The sequence below is a fragment of the Thiomonas sp. DCM-2 genome (assembly GCF_056820905.1).
In genome coordinates this window covers 1,508,776-1,526,702 of record NZ_CM165962.1, presented here as the reverse complement: position 1 = coordinate 1,526,702, position 17,927 = coordinate 1,508,776, and the positions used below count along the sequence as shown (strand labels likewise).

General features: G+C 68.3%; 13 protein-coding genes. 8 read left to right on the top strand and 5 right to left on the bottom strand.

Annotated features, from left to right (window positions below):
* Positions 1-12: 12 nt before the first annotated feature.
* Positions 13-966 (bottom strand): hydroxymethylbilane synthase, encoded by a 954-nt coding sequence (gene hemC, locus AC1ZQA_RS07340; RefSeq protein ID WP_482679144.1) that lies wholly within the window; start codon positions 964-966, stop codon positions 13-15.
* Between the two features lie 272 nt (positions 967-1,238).
* Between hemC and ppc the strand changes: the two genes are divergently transcribed.
* Positions 1,239-4,049, top strand: coding sequence for a phosphoenolpyruvate carboxylase (gene ppc / locus AC1ZQA_RS07335; protein ID WP_482679143.1), 2,811 nt, complete (start codon positions 1,239-1,241; stop codon positions 4,047-4,049).
* A 5-nt stretch (positions 4,050-4,054) separates the two neighbouring features.
* Here the strand turns inward: ppc and AC1ZQA_RS07330 are convergent, their stop codons facing one another.
* Positions 4,055-5,062 (bottom strand): patatin-like phospholipase family protein, encoded by a 1,008-nt coding sequence (locus AC1ZQA_RS07330; protein WP_482679142.1) that lies wholly within the window; start codon positions 5,060-5,062, stop codon positions 4,055-4,057.
* Positions 5,063-5,156: 94 nt separating this feature from the next.
* Between AC1ZQA_RS07330 and AC1ZQA_RS07325 the strand changes: the two genes are divergently transcribed.
* The 7 genes from AC1ZQA_RS07325 to AC1ZQA_RS07295 all read left to right on the top strand — a co-directional run bounded on the left by AC1ZQA_RS07325 (position 5,157) and on the right by AC1ZQA_RS07295 (position 13,879).
* The gene (locus AC1ZQA_RS07325) at positions 5,157-5,495 is read left to right on the top strand and encodes a PepSY domain-containing protein (protein WP_482679141.1); all 339 of its coding nucleotides are present in this window, start codon (positions 5,157-5,159) and stop codon (positions 5,493-5,495) included.
* A 69-nt stretch (positions 5,496-5,564) separates the two neighbouring features.
* Positions 5,565-6,182 (top strand): phosphatase PAP2 family protein, encoded by a 618-nt coding sequence (locus AC1ZQA_RS07320; RefSeq protein ID WP_482679140.1) that lies wholly within the window; start codon positions 5,565-5,567, stop codon positions 6,180-6,182.
* A gap of 29 nt (positions 6,183-6,211) precedes the next feature.
* On the top strand, positions 6,212-7,600 hold the full coding sequence (locus AC1ZQA_RS07315; protein WP_482679139.1) for a TolC family protein: 1,389 nt from the start codon (positions 6,212-6,214) through the stop codon (positions 7,598-7,600).
* Positions 7,597-8,649, top strand: a complete 1,053-nt coding sequence (locus AC1ZQA_RS07310; RefSeq protein WP_482679138.1) for an efflux RND transporter periplasmic adaptor subunit — start codon at positions 7,597-7,599, stop codon at positions 8,647-8,649. Before AC1ZQA_RS07315 ends, AC1ZQA_RS07310 begins: the two co-directional genes overlap by 4 nt.
* Positions 8,646-11,846, top strand: a complete 3,201-nt coding sequence (locus tag AC1ZQA_RS07305) for an efflux RND transporter permease subunit (protein WP_482679137.1) — start codon at positions 8,646-8,648, stop codon at positions 11,844-11,846. The genes AC1ZQA_RS07310 and AC1ZQA_RS07305 overlap by 4 nt, the downstream gene beginning before the upstream one ends.
* Before the next feature lie 3 nt (positions 11,847-11,849).
* A complete protein-coding gene (locus tag AC1ZQA_RS07300; protein WP_482679136.1) occupies positions 11,850-12,527 on the top strand; it encodes a response regulator transcription factor in 678 nt (225 codons plus the stop codon).
* A complete protein-coding gene (locus AC1ZQA_RS07295) occupies positions 12,524-13,879 on the top strand; it encodes a sensor histidine kinase (RefSeq protein ID WP_482679135.1) in 1,356 nt (451 codons plus the stop codon). The genes AC1ZQA_RS07300 and AC1ZQA_RS07295 overlap by 4 nt, the downstream gene beginning before the upstream one ends.
* On the opposite strand, the gene AC1ZQA_RS07290 is transcribed toward AC1ZQA_RS07295, so the two are convergent.
* The 3 genes from AC1ZQA_RS07290 to uvrB are packed head-to-tail and all read right to left on the bottom strand — an operon-like array spanning position 13,851 to position 17,811.
* Positions 13,851-14,393 (bottom strand): Uma2 family endonuclease, encoded by a 543-nt coding sequence (locus AC1ZQA_RS07290; protein ID WP_482679134.1) that lies wholly within the window; start codon positions 14,391-14,393, stop codon positions 13,851-13,853. The two genes, AC1ZQA_RS07295 and AC1ZQA_RS07290, sit on opposite strands and share 29 nt — an antisense overlap.
* 38 nt (positions 14,394-14,431) lie before the next feature.
* The gene (locus AC1ZQA_RS07285) at positions 14,432-15,670 is read right to left on the bottom strand and encodes a PQQ-dependent sugar dehydrogenase (protein WP_482679133.1); all 1,239 of its coding nucleotides are present in this window, start codon (positions 15,668-15,670) and stop codon (positions 14,432-14,434) included.
* A gap of 47 nt (positions 15,671-15,717) precedes the next feature.
* Entirely contained in the window at positions 15,718-17,811 is a 2,094-nt protein-coding gene (gene uvrB, locus AC1ZQA_RS07280; RefSeq protein WP_482679132.1) for an excinuclease ABC subunit UvrB, read from the bottom strand.
* Between the last annotated feature and the right edge of the window lie 116 nt (positions 17,812-17,927).

Here is a 17,927-nt window from a genome sequence, read left to right as displayed (position 1 = left end):
CCGGCGGGGGCGTCAGTGCGTGCCGAGCTGCGCCAGCAGCGCGTCTGCGCCCTGGTCGCGCAGTTGCTGCGCCACCTGCTGCCCCAGCGCCTCGGCCTGCGCCAGATCGGTGACACGCGCCTGCGCCTGCGCCCGCAGCGTGCGGCTGCCATCAGGCAGTCCCAGCAGGGCACGCAGCACCATGTTCTGTCCGTCCAGCGTGGCGTGCGCGCCCATCGGTGTGGTGCAACTGCCGCCCAGCCCGCGCGACACGGCGCGTTCCGCATGCGCGCACAGCGCGGTGGGGAGATGATTGAGCGGCGCCAGCGCCTGCGCCAGATCGGGCCGGTCGGCGCGAATTTCGATGCCCAGCGCCGCCTGCCCGACTGCCGGCAGCATCTCGTCGGGATCGATTACCGCACGCACGCGCTCGCCCAGGCCCAGGCGCTTGAGCCCGGCTGCGGCCAGCAGAATGCCCGCATAGCGCCCTTCGTCGAGCTTGCGCAGCCGGGTGTCGAGGTTGCCGCGCAGCGGCTCGACGCGCAGATGCGGATACCGCGCGCGCAGTTGCGATTCGCGCCGCAGACTGGACGTGCCGACCACGGCGCCTGCAGGCACCTCGGCCAGGCTGGCATGGCGCGGGCTCACCCAGGCGTCGCGCGGATCCTCGCGCTCCATCACTGCGGTGAGGGCAAAGCCGGGCGGCAGCACCATGGGCACATCCTTGAGCGAATGCACCGCGAGATCGGCGTGGCCCTGCTCCATCGCCACTTCGAGTTCCTTGACGAACAAGCCCTTGCCGCCGATCTTCGCCAGCGACTTGTCCAGAATCTGGTCGCCCTGCGTGGTCATGCCGAAAATCCGCACGTCGCATGCCGGGTACAGCGCCTTGAGCAAGTCGCGCACATGGTGCGCCTGCCACAGGGCGAGGCGGCTTTCGCGCGTGGCGATGACGAGGGACGAAGGAGGGGTGAAGGTCGAAGTCATGCCCGGATTCTATGAGCCCACCCTGCCGCTCCCCAGGAGTCTGTCGGGCTTGGGGCGCGGATGGAGAAAGAGGGCTGTGCAGCCCGCGATACCCAAATCAGACAGACTCCGTGCAGAGCCGCGACATGTTGCGCCATGCGAAAAGCCGCCCTCCCGCGCCTGCGACAACGCAAATCCCGGAGCGATGCAGGCGCGCATCTTGCTTCGAACCGGGCATGCGCTGATAGCATCACGGCGCCCCATCTTCGTGCACACTCCGCCAACGCCCCGCCATGTCGACACGCACCACCGCAGTCCGCAACGCTTCCGACCCCGATGCCGCGTTGTTCGACGACATCCGCTTGCTCGGCAGACTGCTCGGCGACCTGATCCGCGAGCAGGAGGGGCAGGAGATGTTCGACATCGTCGAGACCATCCGCCAGCTGTCGGTCAAGTTTCACCGCGACGGCGATGCCAAGGACCGCCGCGCCCTCGACAAGCTGCTCAGCAGCCTGAGCCGCGACCAGGCGGTCAGCGTGATCCGCGCCTTCAGCTACTTTTCCATCCTGGCGAACATTGCGGAAGATCACCACGTGCTGCGCCGCGCAGAACAGGATGCCGAACGCGGTGCGCCGCCGCAGCGCGACAGCGTGCGCGCCGCGCTGGAGGTGCTCAAGGCCAGCGGCGTGCAGCGCAAACAGCTGATGCAGTTCTTCGACCAGGCGCTCATCTCTCCGGTGCTCACCGCCCACCCCACCGAAGTGCAGCGCAAGAGCGTGCTCGATGCCGAGCGCGCGCTGGCCAAGCTGCTGGTCGCGCGCGACGCCACCCGCCTGCCGCAAAAGCGCGCCGATATCGAGGACGCCATGCGGGCACGCGTGGTGCAGCTCTGGCAGACGCGGCTGCTGCGCTATGTGAAACTGCGGGTATCCGACGAGATCAAGAATGCGCTGTCGTTCTACAACGCCACATTTTTCTCGCAATTCCCGCGCCTGTACCGCGATCTGCAGCGCGACATCGACGACCTGTTCCCCGCAGACCAGGACGAGCCGGCCAAGGCCGATCTGCCGGCCTTTTTCCGCATGGGCCACTGGATCGGCGGCGACCGCGACGGCAATCCCTTCGTCACCGCCGAGACACTGAGCTACGCGCTGCGCATGCAGTCGCGCACCGCGATCGAGTACTACATGGCGGAGGTGCACGCCATTGGCGGCGAACTGTCGGTCTCGGCCCTGCTGGCCAGCGCCAGCCCAGAACTCATGGCGCTGGCCGAGCGCTCGCCCGACCTGTCCGAGCACCGCAGCGACGAGCCCTACCGCCGCGCGCTCATCGGCATGTACGCGCGCCTGGCCGCCAATCTGCGCAAACTCGCCGGCGTGGATGCGGTGTTGCCCGAAGTGGGCAGTGCCGAGCCCTATGCCAATGCAGACGAATTCATCTCCGACCTGCGCACCATTCGAGCCTCGCTGCAGAGCCATCATGCCGAGGCGCTGGCGCGTGCGCGCATCGACCCGCTGATCCGCGCCTCGGGTGTGTTCGGTTTTCGCCTGGCCACCATCGATCTGCGGCAGAGTTCGGATCAGCACGAAGCCGTGCTGCGCGAACTGCTCGCTGCCGCCGGGCTGTGTCCCAATTACACCCATCTCGACGAGGCCGCGAAGCAGGCACTGCTGATCCGCTGCCTCAACGACCCGCGCCCGCTGCGCCTGCCGCACCACACCTATTCCGACTGGACCCGCAGCGAACTGGCCGTGTTCGACCGCGCCTACAGCGCCCGGCGCGACTTCGGCCCGCGCGCCATTCGCCAGTACATCATCTCGCACTCCGAGACGGTGAGCGACCTGCTCGAACTGCTGCTGCTGCAAAAAGAGGCCGGACTGTTCCACGGCACGCTCGGCAGCGCCGACAGCTACGCCGAGCTGCTGGTGGTGCCGCTGTTCGAGACCATCGACGACCTGCGCAACGCCCCGGCCATCATGCGCGAGTTCTACGCCCTGCCCGGCATCATCGGCCTGGTGCAGCGCTCCGGCGGCGAGCAGGAAATCATGCTGGGCTACTCCGACAGCAACAAGGACGGCGGCTTCTTCACGTCCAACTGGGAGCTGTACTGCGCCGAAGTCGCGCTGGCCGAGCAGTTCGACCAGCTCAAGGGCGAGCACGGCATCACCCTGCGGCTGTTCCACGGCCGCGGCGGCACGGTGGGACGCGGCGGCGGCCCGAGCTTCGACGCCATCCTGGCGCAGCCGCCGGGCACGGTCAACGGCCAGATCCGGCTGACCGAGCAGGGCGAGGTCATCACCAGCAAGTACGGCAATCCCGACATCGGCCTGCGCAATCTCGAAACCCTGGTGGCCGCCACGCTGCAGGCCACGCTGCTGCCGCAGACCAAGACCGCGACCAAGCCCCCGGTGCGCTTTCTCGACGCCGCCGCAGCGCTGTCGGAGGCGTCGATGGCCGCCTACCGCAAGCTGGTGTACGACACCCCCGAGTTCACCGACTACTTCTACAGCGCCACACCCATTTCCGAGATTGCCGAACTCAACATCGGCAGCCGCCCGTCCTCGCGCAAGGCCACCCGTGCCATTGCCGACCTGCGTGCCATTCCGTGGGGTTTCTCGTGGGGCCAGTGCCGCGTGGCGCTGCCGGGCTGGTACGGCTTCGGCAGCGGAGTGCAGGCCTTTCTCGATGCCGAACCCGACGGCCTGAAACTGCTGCAGCGCATGGCGCGGCAATGGCCGTTCTTCGCCACCCTGCTGTCGAACATCGACATGGTGCTGGCCAAGACCGACATGCGCGTGGCCGCGCGCTACGCCGAACTCGTGCCCGATGCAAAAACCCGCCAGAAGGTGCTCAAGGCGCTGCAGCGCGAATGGCAGCTCACCACCGAGATGCTCACTGCGATCACCGGCAATACCGAGCGCCTGGCCGACAACCCCACGCTCAAGCGCTCGATCCGCGCGCGGTTTCCGTACATCGACCCGCTCAACCACCTGCAGATCGAGCTGCTCTACCGCTTCCGCGAAGGCCAGACCGACGAGCGCACCAAGCGCGGCATCCACCTGAGCATCAACGGTATCGCCGCGGGTCTGCGCAACACCGGCTGACACCGTTACTGCGACGGATTCTGGCGCTTCCAGAGATCCAGTGCCTCCAGCGCAGCGGCGTAGCCGATGTCGATGGCCTCGTCCGCGCGGCCAAATTCCAGAAAGCGGATCTGCCCCAGTGCGGGGCGGATCAGCACGTCCGGCGGTTCGATCAGCAGACGCGTTTCGGTGATGCGCATTTCCATCACGTTCACTGCGGCCAGCAGCACCTCGAACACATTGGGCAGCGGTTCCTGACTGTCGGCCCAGCGCGAAAACTGGGCCTTCGCAGGCGCACTCTGCGCCAGCAGGCGCGACTTGAGATCGGCCATGACCCGGTGATAGTCGCCCACCCAGCCCGCGCCCTGCCCTTGCGCTGCAGGCCTGGACGCGGGCCGGGACGCGCTCAGCCGATTGAGATTGTGTCCGCCCACCACACCGTGATTGAGATCGACCGCAATCACCTGCTCCGCCCCCATGGCCCGCACCGCGCTCACCGGCACCGGGTTGCTCAGGCCGCCGTCCACCAGCACCCGTCCGGCCAGCCTGACCGGGGTGAAGATGCCGGGCACCGCAACGCTGGCGCGCACTGCGTCGATCACATCGCCCGAGCGCAGCACCACCTCGGCGCCGCTGAGCAGATCGGTGGCGATGGCGGCAAACGGAATGCGCAGTGCCTCGATCTGCGTGGCCGGCAGATGCTCGCGCACCAGCGCGGTCACCTTGGCGCCATCGATCAGCCCTGAGCGCGGAAACACCACATCGAAAAACGACAGGGTGCGCTTCCAGTCGAAAGTCTTGAACGTGGCCTCCAGCCCGTCGGTACTGCCCGAAGCGGCAATGGCGCCCACCAGCGCACCGATGCTGCAGCCGGCAATGCAGTCGATCTGCACCCCGGCATCGGCAAACGCGCGCAGCACGCCCAGATGCGCCATGCCGCGCGCCGAGCCGCCTCCAAGCGCGAGGCCCAGCCGGGGACGCTTGCGGCTCTGTCTGGAGATTGCGGCAGTCTGCTTGGCCGGATGCTTGTGCATGCCGCAAGCATACGGCGCGTCCTATGTCTTCGCTAAGACTCGCCCTCTAGAGTGCAGGCACGCCAATACGGCGCGCATCTCAGGGAGTTTCATCATGTTCAAACGCAAATCCACTCTGGCCCTCGCGGCCCTTGCACTCATCTCGGCAGCCGCTGGGGTGAGCGTCTATGCCGCGGGCGACGCGGGCAACGATGCCCGCACCATCCCCAACGCCAGGTTCAGCCTTGCACAGGCGGTCACCGCCGCCGAGCAGCACGTGGGCGGCACCGCGTCCAAGGCCGAGGTCGAGCCGCATGGCGGCAAACTGGTCTACGACGTCGAAGTGGTCAAGGGCCCGCAGGTGTTCGATGTGAAAGTCAGCCCCGATCAGGGCACGGTCATCGCCGCCACCGCAGACAAGGCGGACCGCGACAACCACGACCAGCAGGACTGAGCGCTGTTCGCTGCCCCTGCCCAGCATGCGGGCAGGGGCGATTTTCGGTTCGACGATGTTCTCAAGCCCATGCTCCACTTCCCCGCTTTCTGGAACGCATTCAATCTCAACCTGTACGTGCACTGGGCGGCATCCGGCAGCGCATCGCAGGTCAGCGTGGGCATCGCCCTGCTGCTTGCCAAGGACGCGATTTTTGCCGTGCCGCTGCTGCTGGTCTGGGGCTGGCTGCGCCGCCCCGAGGCGCTGCGTCTGCCGCTGCTGCAGGCGGCTTTTGCTGCGCTGCTGGCGCTGGGCATCAACCAGCTCATCGGGTTGGTGGTGTTCGAGCCGCGGCCGTTTGCCATCGGTCTCGGCCCGGCGCTGCTGCCGCACGCGCCCGACAGCGGCTTTCCCAGCGACCATCTCACCGTGATCTGGTCCGTAGCCGCAAGCCTGATGCTTTGCGCGCCCTGGCGCCGCGCCGGGTTGCTGCTGGCGCTGCTCGGTCTGCCGGTGGCCTGGGCGCGGGTGTATCTGGGCGTGCACTGGCCGCTGGACATGGCCGGCGCCGCGCTGGTGGGGCTGGCCGCCGCCCTGCTCACCCACCGCGCGGGACAGTGTGTGCTCGCCACCGCAATGCCGCTGCTCACCCGCGTCTATCGCAAGCTGTTCGCCCCGGCGATCCGTCACGGCTGGGCCATACGATGACACCTTTGTCGGTACCCGAGCGCCTGCCCATGCCACGACGCTGCCTGCTCCACAGCGCCCTGCTTGCCGCCCTGCTGCTGGGCGGCTGCGCCAGCTACCACCCCGACCCGCTGCCCACTGCGCCGCATCTGGCGGCTTCGGTGCAGGGCCTGCAGGTGGCGCGCAGCCGCATCGCCCTGCCCGTGCTGGCGCACTACGACTTTGACCCGAACAAACCGCTCGACGCCACCGGGCTGGCCATCCTCGCGGTGCTCAACAACCCGCAGCTCAAGGCCGAGCGCGCCAAGCTGGGCGTGGCCCGTGCGCAGGCGTTCGATGCCGGGCTGCTGCCCGACCCGCAGCTCAGCCTGACGCGCGACTTCCCTGGCAACAGCGTGGGCGCCACGACGTCGGCGTTCAACCTCGGCCTGTCGTACGACATCGCCGCGCTCATCACCCACCATGCGGCGTCGCGCGCCGCGCAAAGCGCCGCGGCCCAGGTCGATCTGCAGGTGCTGTGGGCCGAGTGGCAGACGGTGGCGCAGGCGCGGCTGCTCTACACCCGCATCACCGGCAACGCTGCGCGCCTGGCGCTGCTGGAGCAGGAGCGCGCGCTGTTCCAAGAGCGCCTGCAGCGCAGCCAGGCCGCGCTGGCGCAGGGCAATGTCACCCGGCTGGACGTGGACGCGCAGCTGGTGCCGCTGCAGGTGCTGACCCAGACCATCCAGGGCACCCAACGCCAGCAGCTCGCGCTGCAGTCACAACTGCACGCGCTGCTCGGTCTGCAGCCGGGTGTGCCGCTGCCGCTGGCCCCCGCCACACCGCAGCCGCTTCCCGACGCAGCGCAGGTCGATGCCGCGTTGCAGAACCTGCCGCGCATCCGCCCCGACCTGATGGCGCTGCAAGCCGGCTATGCCGCGCAGGAACAGAAGGTCTGGCAGGCCGTGCTCGGTCAGTTCCCCGCGGTCAACCTGGGCTTCACCCGCGCGCGCGACACCGCAGGGGTGAACACCATCGGCTTCGGGGTGAACATCAGCCTGCCGCTGTTCAACCGCAACCAGGGCGTGATCGCCACGCAGCGCGCCACCCGGGCGCAACTGCGCGCCGACTATCAGGCCCGGCTCGACCAGGCTGATGCCGATGCGCGCCTGGCACAGGCCGATCTGGCGCTGCTGCAGCAGCAACGCCAGGCGCTGCGGGCCGCTCTGCCCGCGCTGGAATCGGCCGAGGCCGCAGCGCAAGTCGCGCTGCAGCACGGCAGCATGACCCTGCTCGAATTCATCAACCAGCGCACCGCGCTGCTCGACCAGCTTCTGGCGCTGCAGGCCAATGCCCAGCAGACCGAGGAACAGGCGCTGGCGCTGCAGCTGCTCACCGGCCTGGGGCCGTACCGCCCGGCCGCGCAGGCCACGACCTCTTTGACCACACATCAGCCATGAATCTCTCCGCCCGCACCCGTCTGCTGCTGCTTGCCGCCTGTCTGTTGCCCGCCGCACTCGGCAGCGCGCGCGCAGCCGAACCCGAGGTGTCCGCCCTGGTGCAGACCGCGCCGTTGCAGCGCGGCGAACTGCTGCACACCCTGCGCGCCTATGCCGTGGTGCAAGTGCCCACCAGCCAGACGCAGACGCTCGCCTTCCCGCATCCGATGCAGGTGCAAAGCCTTGCGGTGCACGCCGGGCAGGCAGTGCGCAAAGGCCAGTGGCTCGCCACCCTGCGCACCGACCCCAGCAGCACGCTGGCCTACACCCAGGCGCAGACCGCGGTGCGCTTTGCGCAACGTGAACTGGAGCGCGTGACCGCGCTCGAAGCGCAGCAGCTCGCAACACGCTCGCAGGTGGACGCCGCGCGCAAGGCGCTGGCCGACGCGCAGGCGCAGTTGCGCACCCTGCAGCAACAGGGTGCGGGGCAAAGCGAAACCCGCGTGACCGCGCCAACAGACGGCATCGTGCTCGTGGTCAACGCCGCCCCCGGCGACCTGCTCGCCGCGGGCAGCCCGCTGCTGCAGCTCGGGCGCGGCGGCAGCGTGCAGGCGGCTGCCGGCGTGCCGCCAGAGGACGCGGCGCGGCTGCAACCGGGCCAGCCGGTGCGCCTGCGCGCGGTGTTCGACCCGGCGCAACAGTGGACGGGGTCGATCCGCAGCATCGGCGCGACGATCAACCCCAAGACCCAGCGGCTCGACGTGCTGATCGCGCTGCCGTCGCAGCCCCATATGCCCGCGCCGGGCACCAGTGTGCAGGCCGAGATCGTGCTCGGCCGCTGGCGCGGCTGGGTGGTCCCGCGCGACGCGGTGCTGCAGGACGAACGCGGCGCGTACGTATTCCAGGACGATCATGGCCGCGCGCGCCGCGTGCCGGTCGAGATCGCGATCGAAAGCGGGCTGCAGACTGGCATCACCGGCGCGCTGAACCCGGCGCTGCCGCTGGTGGTCGCCGGCAACGATGTGCTGCGCGACGGCATGGCGCTGCGTGTTGCCGGAGCCGCGCGATGAGCGGCGCGGCGATCTGGCTGCAGCGCCACCGGCGCTCGGTGCTGTTCCTGCTCGCGCTGCTGGCCGCGGGCGGCGTGTTCGCCGCGTTCAAGCTGCCGGTCGGGCTGTTTCCGAACGTGGACTTTCCGCGCGTGGTGGTCAGCGCCGACGCTGGCGACCGCCCGGCCAGCCAGATGATGCTGCAGGTCACCCAGCCGCTGGAGCAGGCGGTGCGTCGCGTGCCCGGCGTGGTCGATGTGCGCTCGACCACCAGCCGCGGCACCGCCGACATTTCGGTGAGCTTCGACTGGGGCACGCCGATGGCGCTGGCCGCAGTCCAGGTCAACGAGGCGGTGACGCAAATGCTGCCGCAGCTGCCGCCGGGCACGCAGGTGTCGAGCAAGCGCATGGACCCGACGGTCGATCCGGTGATCGCGTACAGCCTGACGTCCGACAACCTCACCCCGACCCAGCTCTACGACCTGGCCGAGTTCCAGTTGCGACCGCTGCTGTCGAGCATCGGCGGGGTCGCGCGGGTGCAGATCCAGGGCGGCGCGCGCGAGGAATACCACGTCATCCTCGACCCGCTCAAACTCCAGGCGCTGGGGCTGGCGCTGCAGGACGTGCGCAACGCGGTGGCCGCCGCCAACGGCGTGCAGGCCGTCGGCCACCTGCAGGATCGCTACAAGCTGCTGCTCGCCCTGGCCGATTCGCGGCTGCACGACGCGCGCGACATCGGCAACATCGTGCTGCGCGCCGGGCCCGACGGCGTGGTGCGGCTCGAGGACGTGGCGCGCATCACCCGCAGCACGGTGCCGCAGTGGGTAAGGATCACCGCCGCAGGGCCGCCCCAAGGGGGTGATGGCCCCCTCGGGGGGCAGCGAGCAAACGCGAGCGTGGGGGCACATTCCCCCGATGATGGCAAAGACGCTGTCCTGCTCAACATCTACCAGCAGCCCGGCGGCAACACGGTGCAGATCGCCCGGCATGTGCGCGAGCTGCTGGCCAAAACCCCACTGCCGCCCGGCGTGCGTCTGGCGAACTGGTACGACCAGAGCACCCTGGTGGTCGACAGCGCCGCCAGTGTGCGCGACGCCATCCTGATCGGCGTGGTTCTCGCCGGGCTGGTGCTGCTGCTGTTTTTGCGCAGCCTGAAAATCACGCTGATCGCGATGATCACCGTGCCCGCGGTGCTCGCCGCCACCGTGGTGCTGCTGGACGCGCTGGGCATGAGTTTCAACATCATGACCCTGGGCGGCATGGCCGCCGCGGTCGGGCTGGTGATCGACGATGCGATCGTGATGAGCGAGCACATCATGCGGCGGCTGAGCGAAACCGCGCCGCAGGGCAACCCGCAGCAGCGCCACGGCGGCATCCTGCTTGCGGCGATGGAATACCTGCGGCCGCTGGCCGGGTCGAGCGCATCGACCGTGGTGATCTTTTTGCCTCTGGCGTTTCTCTCGGGCGTGACCGGGGCGTTTTTCAAGGCGCTGTCCCTGACCATGGCCGCGGCGCTGGTGATCTCGTTTTTCGTCGCCTGGCTGGCGGTGCCGCTGCTGGCCGACAAGCTGCTGTCGCCCAAAGACATCTCCAGCGAGGCGCAGCGCGAACATGGCCGCTGGCTGTCTGCGGTACAGCGTGGCTATGGCCGCGTGCTCGCCGCGGCGCTGCGCCGCCCTTGGCTTGCGGTGCTGGGCGTGCTGCCGCTGCTGCTCGCGGGCTGGCTGGCGTATGCGCAGGTGGGCAGCGGCTTCATGCCGCATATGGACGAAGGCGGGTTCATCCTCGACTACCGCACCCGGCCGGGAACGTCGCTCGCCGAGACCGACCGCATCCTGCGGCAGGTCGAGCACATCCTGCTCACCACCCCCGAGGTGCAGACCTTCTCGCGCCGCACCGGGGCGCAGCTCGGCGGCGGCGTGACCGAGGCGAACGAGGGCGACTTTTTCGTGCGGCTGAAACCGCCGCCGCGCAAGTCCATCGACGCGGTGATGGAAGACGTGCGCCGGCGCATCGAAACCCAGGTGCCGGGGGTGAAAATCGAACTCGCGCAACTGATGGAAGACCTGATCGGCGACCTCACCGCGGTGCCGCAGCCGGTGGAGATCAAGATTTTCGACGACAACCCGCAGCAGCTCGCGCAGCTCGCGCACCGCACCGCGCAGGAAATCAGCAAGATCCCCGGCATCGTCGATGTGCGCAGCGGCATCAAGCCGGCGGGTGACGCGCTCGACATCCGCATCGACCCCACCCGCGCCGCGCTCGAAGGCGTCGATCAGGCGCAGGTGCAACAGCAGCTGGCGACGCTGATTGGCGGCAGCGTGGTCACGCAGCTGCAGCAGGGCCCGAAAATGGTCGGGGTGCGGCTGTGGACGCCGCTGGCGCTGCGCCAGACCACCGACGACATCGCGCAGTTGCCGCTGCGCGCGCCCGACGGCCATGTGTTCACCCTCGGGCGCATCGCCACGCTCAAAATCCTCACCGGCCAGCCGGAAATCCACCGCGAGAACCTCAAGGCCATGGCGGCGGTGACCGCGCGCATCAGCGGGCGCGACCTGGGATCGACCATCGCCGCGGTCAAGCGCATCATCGACGCCCCCGGCTACTTCCCCCCCGGGGTCTATGCCCAGCTCGGCGGGCTGTACAAGCAGCAGCAGATCGCGTTCAAGGGCTTGCTGCAGGTGCTCGCCGCCGCGGTGCTGCTGGTGTTTTTACTGCTGCTGTTCCTGTACGAGCGCTTCAAGGTCGCCGTGGTGATTCTGGCCATGCCGCTGCTGGCGCTGCCCGCGGTGTTCATCGGGCTGTGGACAGCAGGCATCGAGCTCAACATCTCGGCGATGATGGGCATGACCATGATCGTCGGCATCGTCACCGAAGTGGCGATTTTCTACTTCAGCGAAGCGCAGGCGCTGCAGCGCGCGCAACCCGGCCTGTCGCTCGACGCCGCGCTGGTGGCCGCCGGGCAGAACCGGCTGCGGCCGATCGCGATGACCACGCTGGCCGCAATCCTCACCCTCGCGCCGCTGGCGCTGGCGCTGGGACAAGGCTCGGCGATGCAGCAGCCGCTGGCCGTGGCGATCATTTCGGGGCTTGCGGTGCAGATGCCGCTGGTGCTGCTGCTCATGCCGGTGCTGTTCAAGCTGCTGCGCGGGCGGCTGGACGACGCGCAAGACGGCGACAATTCTGCCCAGCCCGCCGTTTCTGCCATCACCGAATGAACCATGCGCATCCTCTTGGTTGAAGACGATCACATGCTGGGAGCCGCCACCCGCCAGGCGCTGCGCGACGCCGCGCACGCGGTCGACTGGGTGCTCGACGGCGCCTCGGCGCTGGCCGCCGCGCAGGGTGGCGAGTACGAACTGATGCTGCTCGACCTGGGCCTGCCCAAGCGCGACGGCCTGTCGGTGCTGCAAGCGCTGCGCCAGGCCGGCAGCGCCATGCCCGTCCTCATCCTCACCGCGCGCGACGGGGTGGAAGACCGCGTGCGCGGACTCGACCTCGGCGCCGACGACTATCTGGTCAAGCCATTCGAGAGCGCCGAGCTGCTCGCGCGCATCCGCGCGGTGGCGCGGCGTCAGGGCGGGCAGGCGCAGCCGGTGCTGAGCAATGGCGTGATCGCGCTCGACCCGGTGACCCGCGAAGTGCAGTATCAGGGCCAGACCCAGCGCCTGACCGCGCGCGAATACGCGCTGCTGCACGCCCTGCTGCTGCGCCCTGGCGCGATTCTGTCGCGCAGCGAACTCGAAGACCGCATCTACGGCTGGAACGAGGAGGTGGAGAGCAATGCGGTGGAATTTCTGATTCACAGCCTGCGCAAAAAGCTCGCGCCGGAAGTGATCAAGAACGTGCGCGGTGTGGGCTGGCTGGTGCCGCGCACCGATCCCGCGGATAAGCCATGAGCCCGCTGGTCGCGATGCGCCACTGGGGCGCGCAATCGCTGCTGCGGCGGCTGTGGCTATGGATGACGGTCAGCGTCGTCGCCGTCGGCCTGGGTACCGCGGCGCTGTCGTACTTCTTCGGCTACCAAGAGGCCAACGAACTGCAGGACGCGCAACTGCGGCAGATCGCCAGCCTGGTGCACCGCTGGGGCAACTTTCCCGACAGCGCGCTCAACCCTGCAGGCGCCGATGTGGACAAGGACGCGCGCATTGTGGTGCAGCGGCTGGGTGCGCCGGTCGGCCCGCAGGGGCTGCAACTGCCCGCGCATCTTGCCGACGGCATGCATGTGGTGCAAAGCGGCGGCCATGCCTGGCGGGTGTTCGTGCGGCAGGGCGACCAGGGGCGCATCGCCGTGGCGCAACGCACCGACCTGCGCACCGATGCCGCGATCGACAGCGCGCAGCGCACGCTGTTTCCGCTGCTCGCGCTCATCCCGCTGCTGGCGCTACTGTCGGCGTGGGTGGTGCGGCGCGCACTGCGGCCGCTGCGGCAGATGGCGCAGGGCGTGGACGCGCGCAGCGAGTCCGATCTGCAACCCCTGCCCGAGGCCGATGTGCCGCAGGAAGTGCTGCCCTTCGTGCGCTCGATCAACCGGTTGCTGCAACGCCTGCATGCGGCGATGGAACAGCAGCGCCGCTTTGTCGCCGATGCCGCACACGAGCTGCGCACGCCGATCGCCGTGCTCAGCATGCAGGTGGACAACCTCAAGCCGCTGCAGCTCGAACCCGAGGCGCACACACGCATCGGCGCGCTGCAGCAGGGCCTGCGCCGCGCCCGCGCCGTGGTCGAGCAACTGCTCAGCCTGGCGCGCTCGCAGGGCGAGCAGTCCACCGCCTGGCAGCACATCGACCCGGCGCAGGTGGTGCGCGAGGTGATCACCGATGTGCTGCCACTGGCGGAAAGCCGCAACATCGATCTCGGTCTGGACCGCGCCGATGCGGTGCAGGTACGCACCGACCCGGCGCAGCTCTACACCCTGCTGCGCAACGCGGTGGACAATGCGCTGCGCTACACGCCGGAGGGAGGCCGCGTCGATCTGCGGGTGCTGGCGGCGGAGGATGCTCTGGTGATCGAAGTGCAGGACACCGGCCCAGGCATCCCGCCCGATCTGCTCGAACAGGTGTTCGAGCCCTTCGTGCGCCTGCCGGGTACAGAGAGCGAAGGCAGCGGCCTCGGGCTGTCCATCGTCCGCCAGATCGCGCAGCGCCTGGGCGGCAAGGTGACACTGCAAAACGCGCCCGGCGGCGGGCTGATCCTGCGCTACCGCCAGCCGCTCGCACCGCTCACTGCGGCCAGATCAGCCCAAAATTGAAGGTGATGCGGCACTTGCCAAGATCGAAGGTCACGGTTTCATCCACCATATCGCCGAGCTTGACGTAGCGCCCATCGAGAAGGCGATAGACCTTGCAGACCCGGTCGTCGACATTGACCATGACGTAATACCGCACGCCCTCGGTCTCGTAGATCGTGAACTTGGCGTTTTGGTCTTTCAGCGCAGTGGACTTGGAGAGGATTTCGAACACCAGCTCGGGGGCGCGGGTGAGGTAGGCACCCTCCACTGGATGGCAGACCACCAGGTTGTCGGGCTGCACCACGGTGTCGTCGCGGATGCGCCAGTCCACCGGCAGCAGGGCGCGGCATTCGGCGCAGTCTTTCAGCGCGTCCTGCAACAACCAGGCGATGCGGTTGCTCACGGTCTGGTGCGCGATCGACGGCGCGGGCGACATGGCGTAGGGCACACCGCCGATCAGTTCCCAGCGGCCTTCCCAGAGCTTGTAGTCGTCGTAGGTGTAGTGCGGCGGGTCGAATGCGTAGGCTCTGGACATGCTTTGCTCCTGTCTGTTGCCGATGGTAGCGTGGCGCCTCAAGCCGGCTGCACCCGGTAAATCTTCGCCGACGCGCCGTCCGAAACCAGGTACAGCGCCCCGTCCGGCCCCTGGCGCACGTCGCGGATGCGTTCTCCCAGTTCGACGAACAGCACCTCGCGCGCCACCACCTTGTTGCCGTCGAGCTGTAGCCGCCACAGCGCCTGTCCGGCGAGCGCGCCGAGGAACAGGCTGCCGCGCCATTGCGGAAACAGGCTGGCGGTGTAAAACGCCATGCCGCATGGCGCGATCGAGGTCGGCACCCAGTCAGTCAGCGGCTGCTCCATGCCCGGCGCGCTGGTCGCCCCGCCCACCGGGGTGCAGTTTCCCACCGGCGCGCCATATTCACAGCCGTATGAAATCTTCGGCCAGCCGTAGTTGCGCCCGGCGCGGGTGATGTTGACCTCGTCGCCACCCTGCGGGCCGTGCTCGTGGGTCCACAGTTCGCCGGTCGCCGGGTGAATGGCCGCGCCCTGCACGTTGCGGTGGCCGTAGCTCCAGATTTCGGGCCGCGCATCTGCACGGCCGACGAAGGGATTGTCCGGCGGCACGCTGCCGTCCGGGCGAATGCGCACCACCTTGCCCAGGGTGTTGGACAAATCCTGCGCCGCGTCGCGCTGGGTGAAGCGGTCGCCCAGGGTGACGAACAGGCTGCCGTCCGGCGCAAACACGAGCCGCGAGCCGAAATGCGCGGTGCTGTCGATCTTGGGCGTCTGGCGGAAGATCACCTGCACCGCGTTCAGCCGCGTGCCGTCCGCAGACAGCACGGCGCGCGCCACTGCGGTGCCGTTGCGCCCGGCATCCGCGCCACTGCCCGCCTCCGCGTAGCTCAGGTAGATGCGGCGATTGCTGGCAAACGCGGGGTCGAGCGCGACATCGAGCAGCCCGCCCTGCCCGCGCGCGTCCACCACAGGCACGCCGGCGATCGGCGCGCCGATGCGCCCGTCGAGCGAGACGATGCGCAGCGCCCCGGTGCGCTCGGTCACCAGCATGCGGCCATCGGGCAGGAACACCAGCGCCCAGGGCCGCGACAGGCCACTGGCGACGATGCGCACCGTGGGCTGCGGGTTGCGCGCCGCCGGGCCGGACGCCGCCGAGGCCGCTGATGCCGGAAACTCGCCCCAGACCAGCACCGCCCCGCCGCCGCAGGCGGCAAGCGCGGTGCTGCCCATGCCGGCGCCAAGCCAACGCAGCGCGCGGCGGCGCGGTGGGCTTGGCAGTTGCTCGACATGCGTCATCGCGTGCTCCTCCTTGCGGTCAAGACTGGCCGCGCGCAACGGCCGAATCAGGCGATCTGCTGCGCATCGGTATCGTGATCGTCACCGCCGCCGAACACCCGCTGGCGCAGCGCCGCGAGCTGATCGCGCACTCGCGCGGCCTGTTCGAACTCCAGATTGCGGGCGTGCTCGGTCATGCGCTTTTCCAGACGCTTGATTTCGCGCGCCACGTCCTGCGGGTTGTCGATCTGCAGTTCCGCGATTTCACGCTCCACGCTGCCAGCGCGCAAGCCCTTGCCCGGGGTCTGCACCACGCCGTCGATCAGATCGCGCACCGACTTGTTCAGCGCCGTTGGCGTGATGCCATGCGCGGCATTGAAGGCAATCTGCCTGGCGCGGCGGCGCTCGGTTTCATCGATGGCACGGCGCATCGAATCGGTGATGCGGTCGCCATACAGAATGGCCATGCCGCTGACATTGCGCGCAGCGCGGCCAATGGTCTGGATCAGCGAGCGCGTGGAGCGCAGAAAACCCTCCTTGTCCGCATCCAGAATGGCCACCAGCGACACCTCGGGAATGTCCAGCCCTTCGCGCAGCAGGTTGATGCCCACCAGCACATCGAACACGCCCAGCCGCAGGTCGCGCAGGATTTCCACCCGCTCGACGGTGTCGATGTCGGAATGCAGATAGCGCACCTTCACCCCGTTCTCGTCGAGATAGTCGGTGAGCTGCTCGGCCATGCGCTTGGTCAGGGTGGTGATGAGCACGCGCTCGCCCTTGTTCACCCGCAGGCGGATTTCTCCGAGCACATCGTCCACCTGCTGCGTGGCGGGCCGCACCTCGATCAGCGGATCGACCAGCCCGGTGGGCCGCACCACCTGCTCGACCACCTGATCGGCATGTTGCTCCTCGTAGTCCGCCGGGGTGGCGGAAACGAACACCGTCTGCCGCATCTTGCGCTCGAATTCCTCGAACTTCAGCGGCCGGTTGTCCAGCGCCGACGGCAGGCGAAAGCCGTAATCGACCAGCGTTTGCTTGCGCGCGCGGTCGCCGTTGTACATGCCGTTGAACTGGCCGATGAGCACGTGGCTCTCGTCGAGGAACATGATGGCGTCGGGCGGCAGATAGTCCACCAGCGTGGGCGGCGGCTCGCCCGGCGCAGCGCCCGAAAGATGCCGCGAGTAGTTCTCGATGCCCTTGCAATGCCCGATCTCAGTGAGCATTTCCAGATCGAACCGGGTGCGCTGTTCCAGCCGCTGCGCCTCCACCAGCTTGCCCATGCCGGTGAGCTCCTTCACCCGGTCGCGCAGCTCCAGCTTGATGCCTTCCACCGCCTCGAGCACCTTCTCGCGCGGGGTGACGTAATGCGAACTGGGGTAGATGGTGAAGCGCGGAATCTTCTGCCGCACCACGCCGGTGAGCGGGTCGAACAGGCTGAGCGACTCGATCTCGTCGTCGAACAGCTCGATGCGCACTGCCAGCTCGGCATGCTCGGCGGGGAAGATGTCGATGCGGTCGCCGCGCACGCGAAAGGTGCCGCGGGTGAAGTCCACCTCGTTGCGCTGGTATTGCATGCGCACCAGTTGCGCAATCACGTCGCGCTGGCCGATGCGGTCGCCGGTGCGCACGGTGAGAATCATGGCGTGATAGTCCGACGGATTGCCGATGCCGTAAATCGCGCTGACGCTGGCCACGATCACCACGTCGCGGCGCTCGAGCAGGCTCTTGGTGGCCGACAGGCGCATCTGCTCGATGTGCTCGTTGATCGCGCTGTCCTTCTCGATGAACAGATCGCGCTGCGGCACGTAGGCTTCGGGCTGGTAATAGTCGTAATAGCTGACGAAATACTCCACCGCGTTCTTCGGAAAGAACTCGCGGAACTCGCTGTAGAGCTGCGCCGCGAGCGTCTTGTTCGGCGCGAACACGATGGCCGGGCGCCCCATGCGGGCAATCACATTGGCCATGGTGTAGGTCTTGCCCGAGCCCGTCACACCCAGCAGGGTCTGAAAACTCAGGCCGTCACCCAGCCCTTCGGTCAGTTGCGCAATCGCCGTGGGCTGATCCCCAGCCGGTGGATAGGGCTGGTAGAGCCGAAACGGGGAATCGGCGAAGCTGACAAACTTGTCCGGGTCGAGCGATGGAACGGGTTGCGGTGCGGACATGGGCGGATGATCGAAGCAGGTTGGAGGGGCCGTCTGCACGGCGCAACAGCAGGCCCGGGGCGACAGGCACGGGGCGTAAAATTGCGAGACTTGACCGCGCTTGACGGAAGTTAATT